This is a genomic window from Halomonas sp. PAMB 3264, assembly GCF_031954245.1.
Taxonomy (GTDB): domain Bacteria; phylum Pseudomonadota; class Gammaproteobacteria; order Pseudomonadales; family Halomonadaceae; genus Vreelandella.
The window spans coordinates 3,433,512-3,457,681 of sequence record NZ_CP134866.1 but is presented as its reverse complement, the minus strand read 5'-3'; the positions used below and the strand labels follow the sequence as shown (position 1 = coordinate 3,457,681).

Annotated in this window: 21 protein-coding genes and 1 tRNA gene; 10 read left to right on the top strand and 12 right to left on the bottom strand. The window is 64.1% G+C overall.

What is annotated here, in order from left to right; genetic code table 11:
• Positions 1–16: 16 nt before the first annotated feature.
• Both RN347_RS15690 and RN347_RS15685 read left to right on the top strand, forming a co-directional pair.
• Positions 17–1,696 carry a VRR-NUC domain-containing protein gene (locus tag RN347_RS15690; RefSeq protein WP_311958885.1) on the top strand — a complete coding sequence of 560 codons (1,680 nt, stop codon included), beginning with the start codon at positions 17–19 and terminating at the stop codon, positions 1,694–1,696.
• On the top strand, positions 1,693–3,942 hold the full coding sequence (locus RN347_RS15685; protein ID WP_311958884.1) for an ATP-dependent DNA helicase: 2,250 nt from the start codon (positions 1,693–1,695) through the stop codon (positions 3,940–3,942). Before RN347_RS15690 ends, RN347_RS15685 begins: the two co-directional genes overlap by 4 nt.
• Positions 3,943–3,958: 16 nt before the next feature.
• On the opposite strand, the gene RN347_RS15680 is transcribed toward RN347_RS15685, so the two are convergent.
• Positions 3,959–4,741 carry a sulfite exporter TauE/SafE family protein gene (locus RN347_RS15680; RefSeq protein WP_311958883.1) on the bottom strand — a complete coding sequence of 261 codons (783 nt, stop codon included), beginning with the start codon at positions 4,739–4,741 and terminating at the stop codon, positions 3,959–3,961.
• 159 nt (positions 4,742–4,900) lie between these two features.
• Here RN347_RS15680 and RN347_RS15675 point away from each other — a divergent pair, with 159 nt between their 5' ends.
• Positions 4,901–6,064: a glycosyltransferase gene (locus RN347_RS15675; RefSeq protein ID WP_311958882.1), complete on the top strand. Its 1,164-nt coding sequence runs from the start codon at positions 4,901–4,903 to the stop codon at positions 6,062–6,064.
• A gap of 23 nt (positions 6,065–6,087) precedes the next feature.
• Here the strand turns inward: RN347_RS15675 and RN347_RS15670 are convergent, their stop codons facing one another.
• On the bottom strand, positions 6,088–6,957 hold the full coding sequence (locus RN347_RS15670) for a glycosyltransferase (RefSeq protein WP_311960861.1): 870 nt from the start codon (positions 6,955–6,957) through the stop codon (positions 6,088–6,090).
• Between the two features lie 2 nt (positions 6,958–6,959).
• Positions 6,960–9,062, bottom strand: a complete 2,103-nt coding sequence (locus tag RN347_RS15665) for an HAD-IIB family hydrolase (protein WP_311958881.1) — start codon at positions 9,060–9,062, stop codon at positions 6,960–6,962.
• Between the two features lie 37 nt (positions 9,063–9,099).
• On the opposite strand from RN347_RS15665, the gene RN347_RS15660 reads away from it, so the two are divergent.
• Positions 9,100–10,158, top strand: coding sequence for a glycosyltransferase family 4 protein (locus RN347_RS15660; RefSeq protein WP_311958880.1), 1,059 nt, complete (start codon positions 9,100–9,102; stop codon positions 10,156–10,158).
• 31 nt (positions 10,159–10,189) lie between these two features.
• Here the strand turns inward: RN347_RS15660 and RN347_RS15655 are convergent, their stop codons facing one another.
• Together RN347_RS15655 and RN347_RS15650 are read right to left on the bottom strand one after the other, a co-directional pair.
• Positions 10,190–11,236, bottom strand: a complete 1,047-nt coding sequence (locus RN347_RS15655) for a hypothetical protein (RefSeq protein ID WP_311958879.1) — start codon at positions 11,234–11,236, stop codon at positions 10,190–10,192.
• Positions 11,237–11,465: 229 nt separating this feature from the next.
• Positions 11,466–12,590 carry an MFS transporter gene (locus RN347_RS15650; protein ID WP_311958878.1) on the bottom strand — a complete coding sequence of 375 codons (1,125 nt, stop codon included), beginning with the start codon at positions 12,588–12,590 and terminating at the stop codon, positions 11,466–11,468.
• Between the two features lie 216 nt (positions 12,591–12,806).
• On the opposite strand from RN347_RS15650, the gene RN347_RS15645 reads away from it, so the two are divergent.
• Complete coding sequence (locus RN347_RS15645) at positions 12,807–12,938, top strand: hypothetical protein (RefSeq protein WP_311958877.1); 132 nt, start codon at positions 12,807–12,809, stop codon at positions 12,936–12,938.
• Positions 12,939–13,023: 85 nt separating this feature from the next.
• The gene (locus RN347_RS15640; RefSeq protein WP_311958876.1) at positions 13,024–14,223 is read left to right on the top strand and encodes a multidrug effflux MFS transporter; all 1,200 of its coding nucleotides are present in this window, start codon (positions 13,024–13,026) and stop codon (positions 14,221–14,223) included.
• A gap of 81 nt (positions 14,224–14,304) precedes the next feature.
• Here RN347_RS15640 and madM read toward each other — a convergent pair whose 3' ends face one another.
• The 4 genes from madM to RN347_RS15620 all read right to left on the bottom strand — a co-directional run bounded on the left by madM (position 14,305) and on the right by RN347_RS15620 (position 18,569).
• The gene (gene madM, locus RN347_RS15635) at positions 14,305–15,066 is read right to left on the bottom strand and encodes a malonate transporter subunit MadM (RefSeq protein ID WP_311958875.1); all 762 of its coding nucleotides are present in this window, start codon (positions 15,064–15,066) and stop codon (positions 14,305–14,307) included.
• A gap of 12 nt (positions 15,067–15,078) precedes the next feature.
• Positions 15,079–15,543 (bottom strand): malonate transporter subunit MadL, encoded by a 465-nt coding sequence (gene madL / locus RN347_RS15630; protein WP_263585904.1) that lies wholly within the window; start codon positions 15,541–15,543, stop codon positions 15,079–15,081.
• 93 nt (positions 15,544–15,636) lie between these two features.
• Positions 15,637–17,178 carry a malonyl-CoA synthase gene (locus RN347_RS15625; protein ID WP_311958874.1) on the bottom strand — a complete coding sequence of 514 codons (1,542 nt, stop codon included), beginning with the start codon at positions 17,176–17,178 and terminating at the stop codon, positions 15,637–15,639.
• 41 nt (positions 17,179–17,219) lie between these two features.
• Positions 17,220–18,569, bottom strand: a complete 1,350-nt coding sequence (locus RN347_RS15620) for a malonyl-CoA decarboxylase (RefSeq protein WP_311958873.1) — start codon at positions 18,567–18,569, stop codon at positions 17,220–17,222.
• A gap of 160 nt (positions 18,570–18,729) precedes the next feature.
• Between RN347_RS15620 and RN347_RS15615 the strand changes: the two genes are divergently transcribed.
• Complete coding sequence (locus RN347_RS15615; protein WP_311958872.1) at positions 18,730–19,392, top strand: GntR family transcriptional regulator; 663 nt, start codon at positions 18,730–18,732, stop codon at positions 19,390–19,392.
• A 72-nt stretch (positions 19,393–19,464) separates the two neighbouring features.
• Here RN347_RS15615 and RN347_RS15610 read toward each other — a convergent pair whose 3' ends face one another.
• The 3 genes from RN347_RS15610 to ispB form a co-directional block, all read right to left on the bottom strand.
• Positions 19,465–20,595 carry an endonuclease/exonuclease/phosphatase family protein gene (locus RN347_RS15610; protein ID WP_263585907.1) on the bottom strand — a complete coding sequence of 377 codons (1,131 nt, stop codon included), beginning with the start codon at positions 20,593–20,595 and terminating at the stop codon, positions 19,465–19,467.
• Positions 20,596–20,743: 148 nt separating this feature from the next.
• Positions 20,744–20,820 (bottom strand) — tRNA-Pro (locus tag RN347_RS15605).
• A 103-nt stretch (positions 20,821–20,923) separates the two neighbouring features.
• Complete coding sequence (gene ispB, locus RN347_RS15600; protein WP_311958871.1) at positions 20,924–21,925, bottom strand: octaprenyl diphosphate synthase; 1,002 nt, start codon at positions 21,923–21,925, stop codon at positions 20,924–20,926.
• A gap of 322 nt (positions 21,926–22,247) precedes the next feature.
• Between ispB and rplU the strand changes: the two genes are divergently transcribed.
• From rplU to cgtA, 3 genes are all read left to right on the top strand, one after another.
• A complete protein-coding gene (rplU, locus tag RN347_RS15595; protein WP_252105958.1) occupies positions 22,248–22,559 on the top strand; it encodes a 50S ribosomal protein L21 in 312 nt (103 codons plus the stop codon).
• A gap of 34 nt (positions 22,560–22,593) precedes the next feature.
• The gene (rpmA, locus tag RN347_RS15590) at positions 22,594–22,851 is read left to right on the top strand and encodes a 50S ribosomal protein L27 (RefSeq protein WP_263585909.1); all 258 of its coding nucleotides are present in this window, start codon (positions 22,594–22,596) and stop codon (positions 22,849–22,851) included.
• 123 nt (positions 22,852–22,974) lie between these two features.
• On the top strand, positions 22,975–24,165 hold the full coding sequence (cgtA, locus tag RN347_RS15585) for an Obg family GTPase CgtA (protein WP_263585910.1): 1,191 nt from the start codon (positions 22,975–22,977) through the stop codon (positions 24,163–24,165).
• Positions 24,166–24,170: the final 5 nt, after the last annotated feature.

Below are 24,170 nucleotides of genomic sequence, written 5' to 3'. Positions count from 1 at the left end.
CTGCTACAATGGATGAATGAACAGTGCCCTCTCCGTGCCCGCCACGGCCTCCCTGGATGATCCTTTCTACTACCTGACGAACTTTCGTTTCGTGCTCGCGTGGGTAAACGATCGCCACCATGATCTGCTCGGCGAGCCCGAACGCGCGTTTCTGAGCGCCTTTAGAGCGCTTCCGCACGCCTCCCAGGCGCTGCTGGCGCGCATGGTAATGCGCAAGGGCGAACACTTTCGCACCGGCAAGCTCGTCTACGTTGAAATTGGCGATACCGGCCAGGCGCTGGCGCCGCTGGTTAAGGCCGGGCTGGTCGAGCGTGACCCCATGCTCACCGCCGCCGAGCTTGGTCACCATCTGCTTTTGTCCGAGCTCAAGCAGGCCTTGGCGTTTGATATCCGCGCCGCCGGGCTTGGCGCCTCGCCGGCCAAAAAAGTGCTGTTGGAGCACCTTGTGCCCACGCTTTCGGCGGTCAAGCCCTTGAGCGAGTGGTGGCCGGACGCCCCCGATACGCTGGTACGCCTGAGCGTGATGGAGACCTGTGACCGGCTGCGGCTGATGTTCTTTGGCAACCTGCGCCAGGACTGGGCGGAGTTCGTGCTCACCGAGCTTGGCCGGCAGCGCTTCGAGCCGGTGGCGCTCTCGTTTGAGGCCCGGGCGTTTGCCCGGCGCGACGAGGTCACTACCTATTTGTACCTGCACCGCCTGCGTGAGCGGCTGAGCGACGGCGAGCCGCCAGCGGCACTTTTCAACGAGGTGCCGAAGGTCAGCGGCAACCGCTGGCTTGACGCCCGGCGAAGCCGGCTGCTGGTGAGCATGGGCCGCGAGGCCGAGCGCAGCGGCGACGAGGCGCTTTCGCTCACGCTTTATCAGGCGGCTACCGGCAGCGACGCCCGCATTCGACAGCTTCGCCTGCTGGAGCGGCGCGGTGAAGACCGCCGTGCGCTGGAGCTCGCCCGCGCCGCGCTCGAAGGCGGCCCGCGCGAAAGCGAGCGCCAGGCGCTGGAGCGCCTGATCCCGCGGCTGGAACGGCGCCTGGGCGGCCCGCCGGTCAAGCGCGGGCAAGGCGCCGCCGTGGCGGTAAAAACGCTGACGCTTTTGGGCCCCCGGCCCGTCGAGCGCGCCGTGGCCGAGCACCTGAGCAGGCCCAATGCGCCGGTATACTATGTCGAGAACAGCCTGATCACCGGGCTTTTTGGCCTGCTGCTGTGGCCGGCGCTGTTCAAACCGCTGCCCGGCGCCTTCTTCCACCCGTTTCACAGCGCCCCGGCGGATCTCTACCGCGAGGACTTCGTCGAGGCGCGCCGCGAGGAGATAGACGCTTGCCTGGCGCGCCTCGACGACGGCCGCCACGTTCAAGGCATTCGCGACGTTTTCGCCGACAAGCACGGCACCGCCTCGGCGTTCATCCACTGGCCGGCGCTCGATGAGACGCTGCTGGAAACGGCGCTGACGTGTATTCCGGGTAAGCATCTGCGCGCGCTGTTCGAGCGCTTGCTGGAGGATCTCAAGCACAACCGGGCGGGCTTTCCCGACTTGATCCAGTTCTTCCCCGAGGCCGACGGCGGCCCGGGCTATCGCATGATCGAGGTGAAAGGGCCCGGTGATCGGCTGCAGGATAACCAGCGCCGCTGGCTCGCCCATTTCCAGCGCCACGCCATCCCCGTCGAGGTGTGCCACGTGCGCTGGCAGGCCACCCCGTGAGCGAGTACCGGGTCGCGGTGCGCGCGCTGTGTGAATTCACCGCCCGCCGGGGCGATCTCGACTACCGCTTCACGCCGGCGCCCAGCGCCCAGGAGGGTATCGCTGGCCATACGCTGGTCGCCAGCCGCCGTGGCGAGGGCTACATCGCCGAGCTGCCCCTTGCCGCGACCGTCGAAGGCCTGCGCGTGTCCGGCCGGGCAGACGGCTATGACCCGGATACCCACTGCCTGGAAGAGGTCAAGACCCACCGCGGCGATCTTTCGCGCATGGCAGACAACCAGCGCGCGCTGCACTGGGCCCAGGTAAAGGTGTACGGGGCGCTGTTGTGCGCCGAGCGTGAGCTTTCCCGGGTGACGCTGGCGCTGGTGTATTTCGAGATCAGTAGCCAGCGCGAAACCCGGCTGAGCCACGAATTCGACGCCGAAGATCTTCAGGCGTTCTTTCGTGATCAGTGCCGACGCTTTCTCGCCTGGGCGAGACAGGAAGCCGCCCACGTCGAGGTTAGAAACGAACGCTTAAGCGCGCTTGCCTTTCCCCACGCGACGTTTCGCTCGGGCCAGCGTGCGCTTGCCGAAAACGTGTTCAAGGCGGTGAGCACCGAGCGCTGCCTGCTCGTCCAGGCGCCCACCGGCATCGGCAAGACGCTCGCCACGCTCTTTCCCATGCTCACCGCCATGCCGCGAAAGCGCCTGGACCGGGTGGCGTTTCTGACCATGAAAACTCCCGGCCGGCGGCTGGCACTTGACGCCCTCCAGACCCTGCAGGCCGCAAACGAAACGCCACTTCGCGTGGTCGAGCTGGTCGCGCGCAGCAAGGCCTGCGAGTTTCCGGATCGCGCCTGCCACGGCGAGGCGTGCCCGCTGGCGGCGGGCTTTTATGACCGCTTACCGGCCGCGCGCGCGGCCTGCGTCGAGCGCGGCTTTCTCGACCGCGCCGGGCTGAGAGAGACCGCTCTGGCGCACGATGTCTGCCCTTATTATCTGGGCCAGGAGATGGCGCGCTGGGCCGACGTGGTGGTGGGCGATGTGAACCACTGGTTCGACGCCCACGCGCTGCTCCACGGCCTGGCGGCGGCGGGCGACTGGCGGGTGGGCGTACTGGTCGATGAAGCGCACAATTTGATCGAGCGGGCCCGCGGCATGTACAGCGCCGAAGTGTCGCAAAAGCGCTTCAACCAGGCGAAAAAGGACGCCCCGACGGCGCTGAAAAAGCCGCTGGAGCAGCTGGGTCGCCAGTGGAAGACGCTGTCCGATGGCGATGAGGCGGGCTCTGAGCGCTACCGGATTCTGGAGGCGCTGCCCGCCAAGCTCGTCGGCGCGCTCTACAAGGTGGCAAGCGCCATCACCGAGTATCTGGGCGAGCACCCGGAGGCGGCGAGCCTGGCGCTTCAGGAGCTTCTGTTCGAGGCGCTGGGGTTTTGCCGACTGGCGGAGTCCTTTGGCCAGCACTCGCTTTGCGACGTCACCCGTCATGAGCGAGGCCGCGCGGTACTCGGCATTCGCAACGTCATTCCGGCGGACTTTCTCGCCCCACGCATCGCGCGCGCCCAAAGCCTGGTGCTCTTTTCCGCGACGCTCACGCCGCCGCGCTACTACCGCGACCTGCTGGGGCTGCCAGCGGACAGCGTCTGGCGCGAAATCGACTCGCCCTTCGCCGCGCACCAGCTCAGTGTCAGGCTCGCGCGCCACATCTCGACGCGCTACCGCGACCGGGAGAGATCCGTTGCGCCCATCGTCGCCACCATCGCCGAGCAGTACCGGGAGATGCCCGGCCACTATCTGGCGTTTTTTAGCAGCTTCGCCTATCTCGACGCGGTGTTCGAGCGCTTTACCCGCGACTGTCCCGAGATTCCCGCCTTTGCCCAGACCCGCGGCATGGCCGAAAGCGAGCGCGAGGCGTTTCTGGCCCGCTTCACCCCCGGTGGGCGGGGCATCGGCTTTGCGGTGCTGGGTGGGGCCTTCGGCGAAGGCGTGGATCTGCCCGGTGACCGGCTGATCGGCGCGTTTATCGCCACGTTAGGTTTGCCGCCCTTCAACGCCTACAACGAGGCGCTCAAGGCGCGCCTGCACGAGCGCTTTGGCGAAGGCGAGGCCTACACCTACCGCATTCCCGGCATGATCAAGGTGGTCCAGGCCGCGGGCCGCGTGATTCGAGGCCCCGACGATGAAGGCGTGGTGGTGCTGATGGACGACCGCTTCGACCAGCGCGCCGTGCGCGGGCTTTTGCCGAGCTGGTGGGCGCTTTAGTCGAGGCGCACAAAGCTCACGCTGCCAGCGTCGAGAACGCCAGCCCCATCACGCTGACCGCGATCAGCACCACCCCGAGCACGCGAAAGAAAAGCACCGTGTCGGCCTTTTGCAGGTAGCGGTGGGCGCGTTCGCCGAGCAGGTGGCCGGCAAAGGCACAGGGCAAGAGCCAGAGCTGATGCACGAGCTGCAGATCGACGCCGGCGACGATGAACGAGACCATCTTGATCACCACGAGGATGAACCAGAGCACGAACATGGTATCGCGCAGCTGCTCCTTCGCGACGTGAGCGGCGAACACGGCCACGATCAAGGGCGCGCCGATGAGCGAGGTGCCGCTAACGTAGCCGCCCAGTCCCAGCAGCACGACGTCGACGTAGCGGTGCTGGCTCTTGAACGGCTTGTTCAGCACGTAGCTTGCGGCGTAGACGAGCACGATGGCGAAGATGATGTTGGTCATGATCATGGGGGGCAGCGTCAAAAGCCCCACCACGCCGATCAGCTTCGGCACGATCATGATCTTCAGCGCCTTTTTGAGATAGCGCCAGTCGATGTTGCTCTGGGTCGCCGTCGTCGTATCCGCCTTTATCTGGCGGTTGCCCTGCCAAGCGATCCAGCTCGAGAAGATCAAAAGATGAATGGCGATGATCGGCAAGAACACCAGCGGGTCGTTATGCACCAGCAGCAGAAAGGGGAGTGCGAGCACCGCGCCGCCAAAGCCCAGGCTCGTACGCACGAAGCCACTCCAGGCAAAGATCAGCCCGATGAGTGCGTACTGGTACCACAAAAGATCCGCCATTGACCGCCTCTTGACCGAACAAACGTTAAAGAGCGTCGCCGCCGCGTTCTTTTTCTCCGGCGGCGGCTATGCTGAATCAAGCCTACCAGGAAATGACCAAAAAGCGCAGTTGGCCCGACGCCTCACTCGGTCTCTCAACACAACGGAACGTGTTCTCCCATGCCAACATCGAAAAAACCGATCAGCTTTTTCGTCCACCACCAGGGGCGCGGCCACGCCCGCCGCGCCATGGCGATCATCCGCCACTTCTCGGAGGATCGACCGGTCAGCGTGATGACCGCCGACCCTTCGCTTTTCGACGGCTTCGAGCGCGCCATCGACGTGATCGCGCTGCCCAACATGATCGGCGCCGCGGTGCCGACCCAAGCGCTTTATGACCAGCCGACGCCGTCGGTGATGCACTGCGTGCCGATGGGCGTGGTCGAGATGCGCCAGACCATGCGGCGCATTCTCGATCATCTCGACGGCATCGACGCGGGGCTGTTCGTCATCGATGTCTCCGCCGAACTGGCGCTTCTATCGCGTATCGCCAGCGTCCCGGCGGTCAGCATTCGCATGCATGGCGATCGTAACGACCCGGGCCACCTGGGGGCTTATGAAGCGAGTGTCGCCATGCTCGCGCCGTTCGATGAACGCCTGGAGCAGGCCGACTACCCGGCGCATCTGCGCGAAAAGACCTTCTACAGCGGCGGGCTTTGCACCACCGCCGCCGCCGTACCCAGCCGGGAGGAGGCGCGCCGTCGCCTGGGACTCGACCCGGATCGCGAAATCGTCGTTGCGCTGACCGGCGGCGGCGGGGCGGGCACGCCCTACGCGCCGCTCACCGTGGCCGCCCGGGCCGCACCCGAGACGCTCTTTATCACTATCGGCCCGCTGCATCTGGAAGGCCACGAAACCGACTTCGCCAACCTGGTCAACGCCGGCTGGGTGGACAACGTGGTGGAGTATCTCGCCGCCAGCGACATCGTGCTGGCCTCCGCCGGCGACAACACCGTGCACGAAGTCGCGATGCTGAAACGGCCCTACATCGTTGCCCCGGAGTGGCGCTACTTCAACGAGCAGCAGCGCAAGGCCGAGCGGCTTTCAGAGCTTTCGGCGGCGGTGAACATGCCGGCGTGGCCCGGGGATTTCGCCGGCTGGCAGGCGGTGCTCGAAAAGGCGCGCGGGCTCGATGTCGAAAAGCTTGCCACGCTTTATGAGGCCGACGCCGCCGAGCGCGCCGCCCGCTGGCTCGAAGCCACGGTCGATGGGCTCTGGGAGGGCGCGCCCACGGCTGCCGCCACGAGTGCAAACGCCGTGAACACCGCTATCGAGCGGGCGTGAGACTCAAGCGCCTTCAAATTGCACTAACCGAAGCGCGCGCTGGCGGGCAGCCGCGCGCGCTCGATCTCATCAAACGCCGGGTAGCGCAAAATCCCGATCGCCGTGGCGGTGGGCGACCAGTCGATGGCGCCGGCGTTTGCGAACTGATCGAGCCAGTACTCCATGCACCAGCGCCCCCAGCGCGCGTGAAAGCGCCGGGCGTTGTCGATGATCGCTTCGAAGTGCGGCCAGGGCGGGGCGTAAACCGCGTGGTGCTGATGCCAAGCCAGCGCCCCGCCGACCCAGTAAAGCGCAACGTCCGCCGCGTGAAGCCGCCAGGCGTAGTCGGTCTCCTCGCCGCCGTAGCCGATGTAGCCTTCGTCCATACCGCCGGCGCGGCGGTGGTTGTCCTTCATGAGCGCAAACGATAGCCCCCACAGATTGCCGTGATTCGGCTCCGGGCGGATTTCGTGCTCGTCGATGGCCGGGCGGGCGGGGTGGCGCTCGCCTTGCTCGAAAAGCGCTGCGAAGTCGAGCTCATTATGACTCGAGTATGGTGCCGCGCCCGCGGCCAGGTAGTGCACCTCGCCGATGTAGAGCGCGGCCTTCTCGGTGAGCGCCTGACGGTAGCGCTCGATGAGCCGAGGAGAGGCGATACAGTCCACGTCGAGAAACACCAGGCCCTCATTGGAGGCTGCCTCGACCGCGGCGTTGCGGGCGCGGGCAAGCGGCAGCGCCTCACCCTCAACGAACACGTGGCGCACGGGAAAGCCGACATCGGGCAGAGCCGCGTGCGCCTCGGGCTGCATCCAGGCGATCACCAGCTCGTTCGGCAGGTGTGTTTGCGCGTTCAGGCTTTGCATCAGGTTGACCAGGTGGTCGCGGCGCCCGCGCACCAGTGTCAGCACGCTCATGTTCACGAGGCGATATCCTCGAGGGGTTGGCGCGGCGGGTGGCTTTGAAAGTGCTTCACGCCTTCGATCACGCCCTGGGCGTGGGGGGCGCGGGCGATGTAGACGTGGCCCATGCCCGGCGCCTGGGCCAGACCGTCGCTGTAGTTGGCCACCAGAATCGAGCATTTCGAGGCGCGCAGCATGTCCAGGTCGTTGCCGGAGTCGCCGGCCACATACAGCGCAGCTTCATCCACGCCCAGGTGCTTGCGCACGTGAGCGACCGCGCGGCCTTTCGAGGCGGCCTCGGGCAGGATATCGACGTAGCGGCCGTGGCTGTGGATCACCGTGGCGCGAAGCCTCAAACGCTTGAGGTGGGTCGTCAGGCGCAGCGTGATGTCGCGGGTGTCGTCGCTCAGGTAGCTGAGTTTGAAAGCGCGCTGCTCGAGTGGGCCCTGGGGGAGGAGGTCATCGAAGGTGTCGAGGGCGCGGGCCAGGGCGTCGCGCTGCCAGTGGCGATTGATGATCTCGCGCCAGGCCGTGTCCTGGCGGTAGGTGATGCCATCGTCGTTCAGGTAGTGAATTTCCGAGCCCACCGAGGAGATGATGAGCGGCGGGTAGGGAATGCCCGCCTGGGAGAGAATCGCCAGCGCACTATGAAAACTGCGCCCGGTCGCGACCCCGAAGCCCAGCTGTTTTTGAGCGGCGTACCACGTGTTGAAGGCGAGCACGCCCACCGGCGAGCCGGTCAGCGTGTTGTCGATGTCGCAAATCAGAAGCGCGTTGACCCGGTCGAGCGTTTGCCCCGTGCACGGGTGGCAAAGCCGTGACAGCAGGTCGTGGTAGCGCTCGACGTGGCGCTGCCAGTCAAACGCCTTGACCGCCAGCCGACCGTTGTCGGCCATCTGTTGCCAGCGGGCCGGGTCGTTCAAAAGCGCCAGCGCTTCACCGCCGATCGCTTCGGCCCGGCGCGGGTTGATCAGCACGCCGTTGCCGCACTGCTCGATGATGTCGTTGGGGCCGCCGCTGTCGGTGGCGATCAGCGGCAGGCCCGCCGCCGCGGCTTCCAGAAGGGTAAGGCCAAAGGGCTCGTTGAGCGCCGGGTTGATGAAAATACCGCGCCGCTCCCGAGCCCAGGCGTAGAGCGCCTTGATGTCCTGCGGGGCGTGGTGCTTGGGGTAGGCGATATGGCCGTAAAGGTCGAAATCGTCGATCAGGGTCAAAAGTTCGTGCAGGTTGTCGGCAAGCTCGGACTCGAGGTCGTCGATGTGATCGCGCACCCCGGCCACGATCACCAGGTTGGCCTTCTCGCGCAGCGCGTCGTTTTCGCCGAAGGCGCGCACCAGGGTGGCGAGGTTCTTGCGCGTCACCGGCCGGGCAATGGCGATCAGGGCGGGCTTGTCCGGGTTCGTCAGAAACGGCGCCAGAAGTGCATCCACCGCCGGCGTCGAGCGGGCGGATTCGAACTCATCCAGATGGCTGCCCGGGGCGATCACGCGAATCTTGCCCGGCGCGTAGTGGTCGTAGTCGGCGTACTGGCTCTCGGCTTCGTCGCGGGAGCTTGCGATGATCAATGCGGCCTTGCGGATGGCGCGCTCTTCGAACGCGATGCGTCGGGTGAGAGCGGCCAGGGTCTCGGCGTCAAGCGTCTCGCCTTCGTACTCCAGGCACTTGCGCTTGCTGCGCCCCAGCGAGTGGGCGGTGAACACGAAAGGAATGCCGCGGCGCGCCTGCACGTCGGCGGCGACCTCGCCGGCGTCGGCGTAGTGGGCGTGAAGGATCGCGGGCTTGTCGCGCAGCGCGTCGAGCCAGGTGACGAGGGCGTCGGTAAAGGAGGGAAGCTCCTGCCACAGCGCCTCCTTGGACAGGTAGTCAGGGCTTTCGCTGGGCAGGCGAATCAGCTCGATGTTCGGGCCGACCTGCTCCGCGCCGGGGCCGTAATCGATGTCGCTAAACTGGCACGTAAAGGCGCGGGTGACTAACGTTAGTCGCGTAACGGCCGGATCCAGTGCCGAGGCTTCGACCAGTTCCAGCAGGTAGCGAATGTGCCCACCGGTGTCAGCGGTAATGCCGTATTCGACATCGTGGCCGCGAAGGCAGCCCTGTAAGGCAATATGTACGATATGCATGTCGTGAATTCCCTTTCACTCAAGGCCTCACCGCGCCATGACCATTAAAAAGCGTATACGCATTGCCCAGGTCGCTCCAGTGATCTTTCCCTCGCCGCCCCCGGGCAGCGGCGGGACTGAACGCATTGTGGCGGACTTGACCGAGGCGCTCTTTAACCTTGGTTACGATGTCACATTAATAGGCCCATCGGACTGCCACACCCCGGCGCGCCATCTGGCCACGGCGCCGAGCCTTTACGCCCTCGAGCGCCACCACGGCCAGGTACCGCCGGGGGTGCCCGGCGTACTCGAGGCGCGCGTATTGGAAACGCTGCGCGCGCACCTCGACGAGTTCGATGTGATTCACTGCCACGGCGAGTTCGCCCACGCCGCCCTGCTGGGGCTGCGCCGCGCCGAAAGCGTGACCACCGTGCACTGGCGGGTCGACGAGCTCGACCGGCAGCTTTTTTTCGAGGGCTTTCCGGACCTGCCGGTGGCGGCGATCTCCCACGCGCAGGCGCGCGCGATTCCAGCGGCGAACCTGGCCGGCGTCGTTCACCACGGGCTCAAAGCCGAGCGCTTCACGCTGGGGGCGGGCGATGGCGAGTATCTGGCCTTCATCGGCCGCATGACCGACCAGAAACGCCCGGACCGCGCCATCGCGGTGGCGCGCAAAACCGGCTATTCATTGAGGCTCGCTGGTGGCGTGGACGTGGGCAACCCAAACTGGTTCGATGTGCACGTGGCCCGTGAGCTCGACGACGCCATCGTGCACGTGGGCACGGTCGACGACGTCCAAAAGCAGGCGCTTTTGGGCGGCGCCGCGGCGCTTTTATTTCCCATCGACTGGCCGGAGCCCTTTGGGCTGGTGATGATCGAGGCAATGGCCTGCGGCACCCCGGTCATCGCCTGGCGCAACGGCAGTGTGGAAGAGGTCATCGAGCACGGGGTGACCGGCTTTATCGTGGAGACGATCGAGGAGGCAGTGGCCGCAGTAGCGCGCTTGGCCGAGCTCGACCGGGCGCGCATCCGCGAGCGTTTTCTGGCGCGCTTCACCGCCGAGCGCATGGCGCGCGACTACGTCGCGCTCTATGAGAAACGTCTGAACCTTGACTGATAAAACGCCCGGCCGGGGCCGGGCGATAGGGTCAAACGCTGTGGCGGCGGGACTGGGTGCGGCTACCCGCGACCCCTGCAAAGCTGCTGATCAAGGCAGCGATGGCCAGAGCGATGAAGGCGATCAGGGCCGAGCTGCGAAGGCTCTGGGTCGCCTGCTCGGCGCTTTCACGCAGTGACTGCTCGGCGCTTGCCAGCTCCTGTTTGGCCTGGTCGATGTAGCTTTCAAGGCGGTCGATCTGCTGTTCCAGCTCTCGAATGCCGGCATTTAGACGCGCCAGAGACTCGTCGACGAACTCTTCGGCCCTGGGCTCGGTCATGTCGGTATTGTTGACCAGCGCGTTGACCAGCGCGTCGCGATCAACTTCCTGCTCGATGTTTTCAAGGCGCTCGCGCTGGGCATTCACCAGTTCATCGAGAATGGTTTCGTAGTTCGAGGGGTTGCTGGCCAAACGCCGCACGGCGGTCTGGATATCGCTGACGGCGGCCTCGGCCTGGCCGCGCAGGTAATCGGGCTGCAGCGCCTGGGACTCGGTATCGCGCAGGATCTGGTTGACCTGGTTGCGCAGGCTCTGACTATTCAGGGGCGACTCGGTATCCGGATCGAAATCGAAGTTGTCGCTGAGCTGCTCGCCCAGCGAGGAGGCCGCATTGCCAATGCCCTGGGCGACGCTGCCGGTGACCTGGCCCGTGCCCGAGAGAATCGAGCCCATGGCGCTGACGCCGCTGGAAGCCACTTGGCCGGCAGCGAAGCCGATCAGCATTAGCGAGACGAGCGTGGCGGTCGCCCAGCTCAGAAAGCCGTGTATGAAGCCGTTGCTGTTAGCAAGCCGGCCCGAGACGAAACCGCCCGCGGCGAAGCTTATGACCAGAAACACGGCGGAGGAGATACCAAAGGCGGTGCCCAGTCCATCGAAGGGGTCGTTTGACATGGGGTCGATCACGCTTGAGCCGATTGAGGTACCCAAAAACGACAATAAGGCGGAAATGGCCAAAACCGTGACGACCCCGGCAATGACGCTACCCCAGGAGACGCGATCGATATGTTCGCGTAGCGATCCAATAGTGGTGTCTGGCATTGTCTACTCCCTTAATCGCGCCCTGGTCTGGCGCTTCTCTAGCCGTCCCGGGCCAAAAGGCGCAAGGCGGTCTTCCATGGAAAAAACCGGAGTTGTTGTTCGTCTTTTAAGGGACGCACCACACTTTCAAGATAGCCAAAAAAAGCGCTGACAAGCGCTTTTATTTGATCTCTATTGACGTTTAGTGAACGCGCCGCCGGGCGTGTTGATCCCGTTCGCTTGGCCAGCGTCAAAGCTGGCTATCGGCCTTCAGGTACGTTCGGCTCAGCACCGTGAGCACTAGAGCGAGCACCAGACATAAAAGCCCCATCGCCAGGTACACCTCGCGCAGCGAATCGAGCCAGGTCGATACCCCGGAGACCATTATCGGCGAGATGAACTGGCCGAAGAAGAAGGTCGCGGTGAAGCCACCAAATACCCGCGCACGCACCCGCTCCGGGGCGATGCGCATCAACCAGGTGGTGGTGTTGGGCATGAAGAGCCCCAAACCCAGCCCGGACACCGCCGCGCCCACCATCGCCATGGCGTAGCCCCGGGCGGCGCCGGTAATGAACAGGCCCAGCGCGGCGATGAGAAAGCCCAGCACGTAGATCGTCATCACCGAGCAGCGTGCTTTCACCCGAGCGTAGCAAAAGCTCATCAAGCTAGCGGTCAGCGCCGCCATGGAGAGCGCCACGCCGATGGCCAGCCCGCTTTCGATCCCCTGGCTTGCCAGCAGAAACGGCAGCTGGGCGGGAAACAGGTAGAACATCATCATGCTGATCATGCCGATCAGATAGGCAAGCCCGGTGCGCCAGAGATCAAGCCGTACCGCCGGCGCCTGAGACGCGGCGTTATCGCTTGTCGTCCGGTGCGGCTCGCGCAGCACCATCAGCGCGTAGGGCAGCAGCAGCACGCCGGTGAGATACAAAAGAAACGGCCCCCGCCAGCTCCAGTCGGACAACAGCCCGCCCAGGTTGATGAAAATCACTCCGCCCAGCGCCATGGCGCTGCTTTGAAGCCCCAGAAATCGCACCCGCTCGGCGCCGCTGAAGTAATCGCCCACCAGCGTCGTGCTGATGCTCAGGATACCCGCCACCGCCACGCCCATCAGCGCTCTTGAGGCCAGCAGAAGATTCACGCTATCGATCAAAAAGCCCGAGGCGCCGGCCAGCCCGTAGATCGAGAGCATCAGTATGAGCAGCGGCTTGCGCCCGAAGCGGTCGGCCAGATAGCCCATCAGCGGGCTGAACAGCGTGATCATTAGTGCTGGCAGCGTCAAAATCAGCTGGATCAGCACCTGGGGGGCGTCCGCGTAGAAGCGGCCGATGCCGGGCAGCGCCGGCGAGATGATCGCGCCGGACATTACGGTCATGGTGCTGGCGAACAGTAGTACCGCCTTGGTGTGGGTCGCGTGGTGAATGACGGCTCTCCGGTTTCGATCGATAGCGATCGGCTAGAGTAGCACATCTGTTAGCAGGCTATTTTTACAGCGTGGCTCTTTCAAAACGTCGCATCGTTCAAAATCTTGCATCGTCCAAAGCCTCGCATCGCTCAAAACGTCGCTCCGAAGATCAGCTGAAGGGCGACCGTGATCATCATCAGCGCGACCCCCACATCGATCAGCCGCCATACGACGGGGCGGGTGAGCCAGGGCGTCGAGCTCTCAAGCGCGCTGACAGGGCATCTAGCGCGTGAGGCGCCGGCGTGGCTGGCCGTTTGATCCCGCCGCGACTGGCCGCGGGCAGCGCAAAAATCTATCATAACGTTACTTCAACCCCCTCTGACGCTAATGCCTGCGAGTTCCCATGCCCCAAACCAGAACGCCTTTCATCGTGGTGCTGTGCCTTGCCATGACCATCATGCTGGGCCCCTTTTCCATGGACACCTATCTGCCGGCGTTTCCGGAAATTGGTGAGTCGCTCGGCATTTCGCAGCAGGCGGTGTCGCTGAGCGTTTCGGTGTACGTGTTCATGATGGCGGTGGGGCAACTGATCGGTGGGGCGCTGTCGGACCGCTTCGGGCGCCAGCGCGTGCTGATGGGCGGGCTTGCGATCTTTATCGTTGCAAGTATCGCCATCGGCATGGCGGAGTCGCTGGAGGTACTGCTGGGCGGGCGGGCCGTGCAGGCGTTCGGCGCCGGCTGGACGCTGGTGTCGGTGCCGGCGCTGGTGCGTGACCGGGTGGCCGGGCGCGACGCCGCCAAACTGTTCTCGATGATGGGCTTCATCATCGTGCTGGCCCCCGGCATCGCGCCGAGCGTGGGCAGCGCAATCCTGGCGCTCGGCTCCTGGCACTACATCTTCTTCGCGCTGGCACTTTATGCACTGGCGCTGGTGCCGCTGTTGATCAAGGTGCTGTTCACCGGCAGCGGCAAGGTCTCGCGCGTTAAGGGGGCCGAAATGAGCCTGCTGGCGCGCTACAAACTGGTGCTCTCGACCAAACCGGCGCTGCCGTTCATCGCCTGGCAGGCGGGGTCGTTCTCGGTCATGATGATGTTCATTACCTACGCCTCGTTCATCTACCAGGGGCACTTCGAACAGGACGCCTCGACGTTTTCGCTGCTGTTCGCCGCCAATATCGTCGCCATGTTCGTGTTCAACGTGCTCAACCGGGTGCTGCTGTCGCGCCTGCCTTCGCTGCGTATTCTGCAGCTGGCCACCGCCTGCCAAGCGGTGGGCATGGTGCTGCTACTGGCCGCGACGTTTCTCCAGGCGCCGCTTTATCTCTTCGTCCCGGCGATGATGCTGACCATCGGCGCGGTAGGCGCGATCTCGCCCAACATCCAGGCCTGCTTTCTCGAGTTCTTTCCCACCAGCGGCGGCACCGCCGCCGCGCTTTTGGGCGCGGCCCAGTTCGGCATCGCCGGTATCTTGAGCGGGCTTTCGACCGTGCTGCCTCACACTCTGGGGGCGGTGGTACTCGCCATGGCCGCCTGCGGCGCGGTGGCCTACGCAATGCTTACGCGCTCACTGGTCAAGGGGCGCGCGGCGGTCGAGGCGGGTTGAGCAACCGGCCCCATGACAGCGATAAAAAAAGCGCCGTGGCGATCGCCACGGCGCTTTGCCTTGCAGCCGTTGCCGGCTGGATCAGAACAGCGCCCGTACGCAGAAGTACAGCAGCGACGGGGCGAGCAGGGCACCCAGGCCGGTGTAGAAGGTCGCGGTCATCGCCCCGTACGGCACGAGCTTCGGGTCGGTGGCGGCCAAGCCTGCCGCCACGCCGCTGGTGGTGCCCATCAGCCCGCCGAAGATCATCGCCGAGCGCGGGTTATCAAGGCCGATATGGCGCGCGGCGATGGGCGTGAGCACCATCACCAGAATCGACTTGAATAGGCCGGCGGCAATCGAGAGCGCGATGACTTCCGACGAGGCGCCGATGGAGGCGCCGGCGATCGGGCCGACGATGTAGGTCACCGTGCCGGCGCCGATGGTGGTGAGGTTGGCCGGGTCGCGGTAGCCAAAGGCGTAGGCGATGGCCACACCGGCGATGAACGAGACGATCACACCGAGAAAGAGCGCGAGCACGCCGCTGATGCCGGCCTGGCGAATCTCCTGAAAGCGCACGCCGTAGGCGGTGGCGATGATCGCCAGATCGCGCAGCATGCCGCCGCCCATCAGGCCCAGCCCGGCGAACAGGCTGATATCCGCCAGGCCCTTGCTGCCGCCGGTGTAAACGCCGCCGACGTAGGCGAGCGCCAGGCCCACCATGATAGCGATGGCGGAGCCGTGAACCCGGCCTTTGGTCAGCTTGTCGCTCACCAGGTACGACACGTACATGGCCGCGCCTACCAGGGCGAAGGCGGCGATCAGGTGCTGCTTTTCGAGCTGTGTGAGGAGTGAATCGAGCATGAGGGCAGCTCCTTAGCGGGCGTGGTGGGGGCGTGAGGTAGAGGTCGAGCGCGTGTCGTCAGGGGCGCGCGAGGCGACCTTGTTGACCGGCGTCTCGTCGACCGGGGCCTGGGCGCCTGGTTTGGGCTGGCCCAGGCGCGTCAGCGCCGGCACCAGCGCAAAGCTTGCGCCGACCGCCACAAGGGCTGCCAGCAGTGCGATCAGGCCGCCGTCGATGGCGGCGGCCACGTTTTGGCTGGCTGCCATCGCGACCACGATGGGGATGTACATCCCGTTCCAGAAGGTGATGCCGCTTTCGGTGCTGGGGGGCATCTTCTTCTTGTCGATCAGATAGCCGCCCAGAAAGATCAGCAGCAGCATGGCGATGCCCACGCCGCCCACGTTGGATTCCACGCCGAGCAGCATGCCCAGCACGTCACCCGCCCACAGGCCGAACAGCATGCAGCCGGCCAGCAGCGCGACTCCGTAAATGACCATGGCGATGTCCTTTTTAATTGTCGTTGTTGTGTGAGGGGCGCTTGGTGAGTGGTGAGCGCCCCGTCGATGGAGTGAATTGGATGATGGCGCGAATCAAGCGCTGGTGGCGGTGCGCCCGGCGCTGAAGGTATCGGCGTGGGCGTCGCGCAGCTGGTTTTTCTGCACCTTGCCCATCACGTTGCGCGGCAGCGCATCCACGAAGAAGACCCGCTTGGGCTGCTTGTAGCGGGCAAGCTCGCCCTTGAGCGCTTCGAGTACCTGCTCCTCGCTCACCGCGCCCTGGGTTTTTGGCACCACCACGGCGACCACGCCTTCGCCCAAGTCCGTGTGACGCACGCCGATCACCGCGGACTCCTCGACGCCTTCCATATCGTCGATGATCTGCTCGATCTCCTTGGGGTAGACGTTGTAGCCGCCGGAGATCACCAGGTCCTTGTCGCGGCCGACGATATTGAGGTAACCCTTCTCGTCGATCAGGCCCAGATCGCCGGTGATGAAGTAGCCGTCTTCACGAAACTCTGCCTGGGTCTTCTCCGGCATGCGCCAGTAGCCCTGGAACACGTTGGGCCCGGTGAGCTCGACCAGCCCGGTCTCGCCCTGGGGAAGCTCGGCGCCGGTTTCGCGGTCGGTGATGCGCACGGTGACGCCAGGCAGCGGCATACCCACCGTGCCCGGGCGGCGCTCGCCGTCGTACGGGTTGGAGGTGTTCATGTTGGTCTCGGTCATGCCGTAGCGCTCGAGAATGGCGTGGCCGGTGCGCGCGCTAAAATCCTCGTGGGTTTCGGCCAGAAGCGGCGCGGAGCCCGAGATGAACAGGCGCATGTTGGCGACCACGTCGCGGTTCAGGCGCGGGCTTGCCAGAAGGCGGGTGTAGAAGGTCGGCACGCCCATCAGCACGGTCGAGTGGGGCATCAAATCGAGCAGCTCATCGACGTCGAGCTTGGGCAAAAACGTCATCGAGGCGCCGTTGATCAGCGTGACGTTACAGGCCACGAACAGCCCGTGGGTGTGAAAGATCGGCAGCGCGTGGATCAGGTGATCGTTTTCGCTGTAGTGCCAGGCCTTCGTCAGCGCCTGGCTGTTGGAGGCCAGGTTCTGGTGGCTCAGCATGGCGCCCTTGGAGCGCCCGGTGGTGCCAGAGGTGTAGAGAATCGCCGCCAGATCATCGGCGCCGACTTCGCTGACCGTGGTGGTCTCGAAAGCATCGGCGGCCTTGTCCATCAGCGTGCCGTCGGCTTTGGTGCCCAGGCTTTCGACGCGGGCCACGCCGGCCTTTTCGGCGATCTCGCGGGCGTTTTCCAGCACCTCTGGGCGGCAGACGAACAGGCGCGGCTCGGCGTCACCCAAAAAGTAGTCGATCTCGCTGTCGGTGTAGGCGACGTTGAGCGGCAAATAGACCGCGCCGACCTGCAGGCAGGCGAGATAGAGCATGACGATCTCGGGGCTCTTGTCGACCTGAACGGCGACCCGGTCGCCGGGCTCGACGCCGAGCTCCAACAGCACGCTTGCAAAGCGCCGGCTCAGGCTCAGAACGTCCTGATAGTGGTAGCGCTGGCCGTCGAGCGTGTCCATCAGCACCTTGTCCGGGGCGCGCTCGAAGTGTGGGTAAAAGTGCAGGTAAAGGTTATGGTTCATAAATGACTCCTTGTTTTTGTCGTCAGCCGTGATCGGGGGCGTTACGCCTTGGCCGGTGTTTTCGTCTCGAAATACTGGCTCGCCTGATTGGCCTGACGACGAATGTCGCTGGCGCACACCACTGTGTGGTTGGCGCTGTACGCCTCGTGGTTCTGTTCGATGCGATTGAGCTGGTAGAGGTAGTTCACCATCAAACCGTGGGCCTGCTTGAGGCCTTTTGATGACGTATCCGCCCGCCAGTTCAGCCGATGCAGGCTCGCGCCGTTGCCCAGGTGAAAGCGCGCCACCGGGTTCAGGGGCTGGCCGCTTTTATGCTTCACGTCGACCAGATAGTGCGACGCCAGGCGCATGAACTCCTTGTGGGCGCTGGAGGAGAGCTCCTCGCTTTCGTGGGTGTCGAGGTAAGCGGTGAGCTCCTCGGACAGCGTTGCCTCCTTGCGCGCCTCGTCGAGCCAGTCGGCGAAACCCGGCACCGGCGAAAGGGTGACGAAGTTCTTGATCTGCGGAAGCTCGCGGCTCAGCTCCTGAACTACCTGCTTGATCAAAAAGTTACCGAAGGACACGCCCTTGAGCCCGGCCTGGCAGTTGCTGATGCTGTAGAACACCGCCGTGTCGGCGTCTTCGAGCGGCAGCTCCTCGCCGTGCTCGAGAATGCGCTGGACGTTGCCGGGAATGCCGTCGCACAGCGCTACTTCCACGAAGATCAGCGGCTCGTCGCCGGTGGCCGGGTGGAAAAAGGCATAGCAGCGGCGATCGTCCGGGTCGAGCCGGCGGCGCAGGTCGTGCCAATCGCCGATTTCGTGCACCGCCTCATAGCGGATGATCTTCTCCAGCACCGCCGCCGGGGTGTTCCAATCGATGCTTTCGAGCATCAAAAAGCCGCGGTTGAACCAGGAGTTGAACAGGTGCGCAAAGTCGCTATCCAGCGCCGAGAGCTCCGGCGATTGGCGCAGGCACTTGAGCAGATCCGCACGCATGTTGACCAGATCGAAGGTGCCGCCGGGGCAGAGGTTCAAGCGGCGCAACAGCGTCTGGCGGCGCGGCTCGCAGGCATTGAACAGCTTCTCGAGCGAGGCGTTATCTTCGTGCTCGCGGTACACCGCGTAGGCGCTGTGAATATCGGCGGGCTCGGCGGCGTAGTCGTTGGCCAGCAGCTGGAAAAACGCCAGCTTCTCCTCATCGTCGAGCGCGCGGTAATGGGCCAGCGCCTGCTGGGCCATCAGAATTTGCGAGGCTTCACCGGTGCGGCCCATCAGGCCCTGGCAGGCCGCTTTCAGGGCAGTGAAGTGGTTTTCACTCTCCTTGTCGGTGCCCAGAGCGCTACTGAGCTGCCGGGTACGCGAGCTGATATTGGTGAGCAGCCCCTGAAGAAACGTCATATTCGTGTTCATGCGCATCAGCCTTTGAGTTTATCGGGTGGGCAGTCTGCCGGTGACGATGCCAGCGCTTTATCATTGTCTCTTAGCGTGGTAAGTATTAAACAGCGCGTCATGTTGTATATAACAAATATAGGTAAAGAATTTATGAGTCAAGGAAGCAGGGGGTAGACTTATGGCGAAGATATCCCAGGCGCAGCGGCTGCGTGATCTTCTCGAGGACGCGATCATCGCCGGGCGCTTTACGCCGGGGGAGCGGCTCGACCCGGATGCGTTGGCGCTCGAGTACGCGTGCTCGCGCACGCCGATCCGTGAGGCGATTCAACAGCTTGCGATGTCCGGCATGGTGCAGGTCGTGCCCAAACGCGGCACGTTCGTCACTCGCTTGGGCGTCACTGAGCTGGTCGAGCGCTTCGAGGTGATGGCGGAGCTGGAGGGTCTTTGCGGGCGCCTGGCCGCCCGGCGCATTACCGACGACGAGCGCGCCGCGCTGAGTGAGGCGCTCAAGGCGTGTCGCGCCCGCGCCGAGGAGCACGATGCCAACGGCTACTACTATGACAACAGCGTCTTTCACCACTGCATCTACGCGGCGAGCCATAACCACTTTCTCGCCCAGGAAGCCGCTCGCCTGCACGCGCTGCTACAGCCCTACCGTCGGCTGCAGCTTCAGGTGCGAATGCGCGTCGAAAGCTCGCTGGCCGAGCACGAAGCGATCGTCGCCGCCATCGAGGCGGGCGACGGCCTCCGCGCCGAGCAGCTGCTGCGCGAGCACGTCATGGTGCAGGGCGAGCGCTTCAACGATCTGGTGGCGTCGATGCATGCTCTGGATGGTGGGTGATCGCCAAGCGCCGCCCATCAAAAAGGCCACCCGCCTTGATGCCGGGTGGCCCTTGTCGGTCAGCGCTGCTGTTTAGCTGCTGACGCCCTGCTCGCTGGCATCCTTGGCGCCTTCCTCTATCAGTTCGTCGGCGTCCTGTTGCGCCTCTTGTGGCGCATCCGGCGGCGCCTGGTCCTTGGCGGCGGCGGTCAATGTCGTCGTGATGGCGAAATGATCCGACCCTTCGATGGTGACGCGGTCGAGCTCGACGAGCTCAAAGCCGTCGGAGACGAACATGTGATCGATCGGGTAGCGCCACAGGGGGTACTCGGTGTGGTACGTGCTCAAGAGTCCTCTTCCCCGGCGCGGGTCCTTGAGCTCGCTCAGCTCCTTGAACAGCCGCGTGGTATTGGACCAGGCGGCATCGTTGAAGTCGCCGGTCACGATCCAGCGGTTGTCCGCGTCCTCGGCCACGCGTTCGGCTACCAGCATCAGCTCGGCGTCGCGCTCCCGGCTATTCCGGCGCTCGGTTTCACCGCCGTCGTTGGGGGTGCGCTCCTTGAGCCCCGGCGGCACCGGATGAATGCCCGCGTAGCGAACGGGCCCGATGCCCGGCACGTCAAGCGTTGCAAAGATCGACGCGCGACGCTCGGACACCAGGTGCTCGACCCGGGCGTTTTGCAGTGGAATGCGCGACCAGACCACGATGCCGAGCCCCTCACCGCGCACGTCCCCCTCGCGGTACTCATAAAGCTCGTCCAGCGGCGCCAGGCCATCCTCCCAGCCGCTATCGACTTCGATGAGCAGTGCGATGTCCGGGTCCTCGCGCTTTATCACCTCCAGCGCCTCTTCGTAGCGGTCATTCTGGAAGTCGAGGTTGGCGGTCATGATCTTGAACGTGGACTGATTCGAAAGCGTTTGGGCGCTGGCCTCGGCCACTTCGTCAGGCCACACCGGCGTAAAGGGTAGAATGTGGGAGCCCTGCCACGCGCCCGTTGCCAGCAGCGCCACCAGAAGTACCGCGTGCTCCTTGCGGGCACGGGCCAACCAGGCGTGCAGGGTCAGCAGTAACAGCGTGACCGCGATGACCAGGCTCAGTTGCAAGCGGGGAAACTCCCACAGCCGGATCGCCCAGTGGCCGCTGGGGATTTCAGGAAGCAGGCTGACCGTGATCAACGCAAGGGTCAGGCCACGGACGACCCACAGTAGAATGTTTAAAAGCATGACGTTGCTCGAATCAGGTGGCGAAATGGCGGGTTTGCCGCCCAGTGAAAGGCGCTAACGTAATGAAAGTAGACTACCAGGGAATGTTGGGCACAAAAAAATGGCCACCTGCTTTAAAAAGCTAAGTGGCCATTTTTGTAACAATTTCTGGTCGGAATAGCAGGATTCGAACCTACGACCTCTGCCTCCCGAAGGCAGCGCTCTACCAAGCTGAGCTATATTCCGGCGCTCAATAACGGGGATGAATCTTACGCCCGCGCCTCGGGTTTTTCAAGAGGTAATTCAAAAATACTCGTCAATGTCGGGCGTGAATAATGTCGGGCGTGAATCAGGACTGGCGCTCGATCGCCACACGGGCAAGCTCAGCCATGCTGTCGCGGTACGCGCTTTGCGGCAGCTTTTCGAGCTCGGCGAGCGCGCGCTCGACCATTTCTACCGCGCGTTCACGGGTATATTCGAGCGCGCCGGTGCGGTGAACGATGGCGAGCACCTCATCGAGCTGCTCGAGCCCGCCCTTGCGGATCGCCTGACGAATCAGCTTGGCCTCCTCGGGTGTGCCGCGCTCCATGGCGTTGATCAAGGGCAGCGTCGGCTTGCCTTCGGCCAGGTCGTCGCCGACGTTCTTGCCCATCGCATCAGCGTCGCCCTGGTAGTCGAGCAGATCGTCGATCAGCTGGAAGGCGAGCCCCAGGTAGCGGCCGTAGTGCTGAAGCGCCTGCTCCTGCTCGGGCGTGGCCTCGGCGAGCACCGCGCCGCTGTGGGAGGCTGCCTCGAACAGCATCGCGGTCTTGCCCTGGATGGTTTCGAAATAGGCCTCTTCAGACAAGCTCGGGTTGCCGATGTTGGTGAGCTGCAACACTTCGCCTTCGGCAATGATACAGGTCGCGCTCGACAGGATCGCCATGATGCGCATGGAGCCGACGCTGACCATCATCTGAAACGAGCGCGAGTAGAGAAAGTCTCCCACCAGCACCGACGGTGCGTTGCCCCAGGCGTCGTTGGCGGTTTTCTTGCCGCGGCGCAGGTGCGAGTCGTCAACCACGTCGTCGTGCAAAAGGGTCGAGGTGTGCATGAACTCGATCAGGGTGGCGAGCGTGATGTGTTTGTCGCCTTCGTAGCCCAGCGCACGCGCGGCCAGCAGCACTAAAAGTGGGCGCATGCGCTTGCCGCCGCTTTCGATGATGTACTGACCGATGGTTTCGACCAGCGGGACGTTGGAGTTGAGCTGCTCGACAATGGTGCGGTTAACGGCCTCGAACTCGCCCGCCACCACGGCGTGCAGCGGTGAAGGCGTGGGGCTGACAGGCGTTTGGGGAGAGACGTTAGTCATGAAATAGGGTCATCGCAGCAGGTGAAAAGCGGCCATTACCGCCCTGAGTGGGGATTATGCTATGGGGCCACCTGTAAGGCGTCAAGGCGAAGCCACCGGCGAGCCGCTGGCGAGCCGCACCACGCCAATTGACACGCCCCTGGGGGCTTGTGGTAAAGATCGATCATCGCTATAATCCGCGACCCACTCATCATGCTCCCTGTCAGATGGCTGCCGAAAGGGGCGCCACTCGCCGCAGGTCTTAAGAGCACGACGCGAAAGCGCGTAAGTGATGAGCGCTGGCTTAAAGGGGCCAGCTTCAACGACGAGTCCGGAGAGCGACATGTACGCAATTATCAAAAGCGGTGGCAAGCAGTACCGCGTTCAGGAAGGCCAGACCCTCAAGCTCGAGAAAATCGAAGTCGCCACCGGCGAATCCATCGATTTCGAAGAAGTGCTGATGGTCGCAGACGGCGACGATTTCAACATCGGTGCACCGATGATCAGCGGCGCGAAAGTCTCCGCTGAAATCGTTTCGCACGGCCGCGGCGAAAAAGTGAACATCATCAAGTTTCGTCGCCGTAAGCACAGCATGAAGCGTCAGGGCCACCGTCAGTGGTTCACCGAAGTCAAAATTACCGGAATTTCCGTTTAACACGGTCTATTCCCCTGATTAGGAGGCTATTTCGATGGCACATAAAAAGGCAGCCGGCTCCACGCGTAACGGTCGCGATTCCGAATCCAAACGCCTTGGTGTAAAACTCTTCGGCGGCCAGGCGGCCACCGCGGGTAACATCATCGTGCGTCAGCGCGGCACCCGTTTTCACGCCGGCACCGGCGTTGGCATCGGTCGCGACCATACGCTGTTCGCTCTGACCGACGGTAAGGTGCAGTTCCAGACCAAGGGCCCGCACAACCGTAAATTCGTGAGCATCGTTTCCGAGTAAGCGCTTAGCCGCTTGGACGAGTGAACGAAAGAAAAGCCCCGCATTGGCGGGGCTTTTTTGTCTGTTTAACCCCCTGCGCTCAAGGCAGGGGAAAAGGGCGGCGAAAGCGGCCGGGAGAATTCAATGCAGTTCGTCGATGAGGCCTCGATCATTGTCGAGGCAGGCAAGGGCGGCAACGGCTGTCTGAGCTTTCGCCGCGAAAAATACGTGCCCAAGGGCGGCCCCGACGGCGGCGACGGCGGCCACGGCGGCAGCGTCTACCTGATCGGTGACGATGCGCTGAACACCTTGATCGATTTCAAGTACCAGCGCTTTTACAAGGCTGAAAACGGTCAGGGCGGCATGGGCCGCCAGATGAGCGGTAAGGCCGGTGAGGATCTGCACGTCAAGGTGCCGGTTGGTACCACGGTGATCGACGAAGACACGCTGGAAGTGATCGCCGACGTCACCGAGATCGGCGAAGTGGTGTTGGTCGCCGAAGGCGGGCGCCGCGGGCTTGGCAACATTCACTTCAAGTCCTCGACCAACCGGGCGCCCAGGCGCACCACGCCTGGCACCGAAGGCGACCGGCGCAACCTGCGTCTGGAAATGAAGGTGATGGCGGACGTGGGCCTTCTGGGTATGCCCAACGCGGGTAAATCCACCCTGATCCGCTCGGTGTCGGCGGCCAAGCCGAAGGTCGCGAACTACCCCTTCACGACACTCGTGCCGAACCTGGGCGTGGTGAAGCTCGGCATGCACGAGCACTTCGTCATGGCGGACGTGCCCGGGCTGATCGAAGGCGCCTCCGACGGCGCCGGCCTTGGGCTTCGCTTTTTGAAGCACCTGACCCGCACCCGGCTGTTGTTCCACGTGGTGGATATCGCGCCGTTCGACGAGTCCGACCCGGTCGATGCGGCGAAGGCGATCGTGCGTGAGCTGGGGGAGTTTTCCCCGGCGCTCTCCGAGCGCCCGCGCTGGCTGGTGCTCAACAAGTTCGACCTGCTGCCCGAAGAGGAGCGCGAAGCGCGCGCCCAGGCCGTGATCGACGCGCTCGATTGGGACGGCCCGGTGTTTCAGATCTCGGCAATTTCGAGTGACGGCACCGAGAAACTTGTACAGGCGGCGCACCGCTGGCTCACCGACCAGCAGCGTCTTGAAAACGAGGACGAAGAGGCCTTCGAGCGCGAGCAGGAGATGCGCCGGCGCATGGAGGAAGAGTCCGTCGCCCGCACCGAGGCGCGTCTGACCCATAACCGCAGAAAGCGCAACGTCGAAGACGATGACGACTTCGATGACGACGATTACGATGTCGACGTCGAGTACGCGCCCTGACGGCA

Coding starts and splice junctions, on each gene's coding strand:
- RN347_RS15670 (WP_311960861.1), bottom strand. CDS start 6,957: ATGAGCGTGCTGACACTGGTGCGCGGGCGCCGCGACCACCTGGTCAAC.
- RN347_RS15640 (WP_311958876.1), top strand. CDS start 13,024: ATGCCCCAAACCAGAACGCCTTTCATCGTGGTGCTGTGCCTTGCCATG.
- madM (WP_311958875.1), bottom strand. CDS start 15,066: ATGCTCGATTCACTCCTCACACAGCTCGAAAAGCAGCACCTGATCGCC.
- RN347_RS15615 (WP_311958872.1), top strand. CDS start 18,730: ATGGCGAAGATATCCCAGGCGCAGCGGCTGCGTGATCTTCTCGAGGAC.
- RN347_RS15625 (WP_311958874.1), bottom strand. CDS start 17,178: ATGAACCATAACCTTTACCTGCACTTTTACCCACACTTCGAGCGCGCC.
- RN347_RS15665 (WP_311958881.1), bottom strand. CDS start 9,062: ATGCATATCGTACATATTGCCTTACAGGGCTGCCTTCGCGGCCACGAT.
- RN347_RS15660 (WP_311958880.1), top strand. CDS start 9,100: ATGACCATTAAAAAGCGTATACGCATTGCCCAGGTCGCTCCAGTGATC.
- RN347_RS15655 (WP_311958879.1), bottom strand. CDS start 11,236: ATGCCAGACACCACTATTGGATCGCTACGCGAACATATCGATCGCGTC.
- RN347_RS15690 (WP_311958885.1), top strand. CDS start 17: ATGAACAGTGCCCTCTCCGTGCCCGCCACGGCCTCCCTGGATGATCCT.
- RN347_RS15610 (WP_263585907.1), bottom strand. CDS start 20,595: ATGCTTTTAAACATTCTACTGTGGGTCGTCCGTGGCCTGACCCTTGCG.
- rpmA (WP_263585909.1), top strand. CDS start 22,594: ATGGCACATAAAAAGGCAGCCGGCTCCACGCGTAACGGTCGCGATTCC.
- rplU (WP_252105958.1), top strand. CDS start 22,248: ATGTACGCAATTATCAAAAGCGGTGGCAAGCAGTACCGCGTTCAGGAA.
- RN347_RS15680 (WP_311958883.1), bottom strand. CDS start 4,741: ATGGCGGATCTTTTGTGGTACCAGTACGCACTCATCGGGCTGATCTTT.
- RN347_RS15620 (WP_311958873.1), bottom strand. CDS start 18,569: ATGAACACGAATATGACGTTTCTTCAGGGGCTGCTCACCAATATCAGC.
- RN347_RS15675 (WP_311958882.1), top strand. CDS start 4,901: ATGCCAACATCGAAAAAACCGATCAGCTTTTTCGTCCACCACCAGGGG.
- madL (WP_263585904.1), bottom strand. CDS start 15,543: ATGGTCATTTACGGAGTCGCGCTGCTGGCCGGCTGCATGCTGTTCGGC.
- ispB (WP_311958871.1), bottom strand. CDS start 21,925: ATGACTAACGTCTCTCCCCAAACGCCTGTCAGCCCCACGCCTTCACCG.
- cgtA (WP_263585910.1), top strand. CDS start 22,975: ATGCAGTTCGTCGATGAGGCCTCGATCATTGTCGAGGCAGGCAAGGGC.
- RN347_RS15650 (WP_311958878.1), bottom strand. CDS start 12,590: ATGACCGTAATGTCCGGCGCGATCATCTCGCCGGCGCTGCCCGGCATC.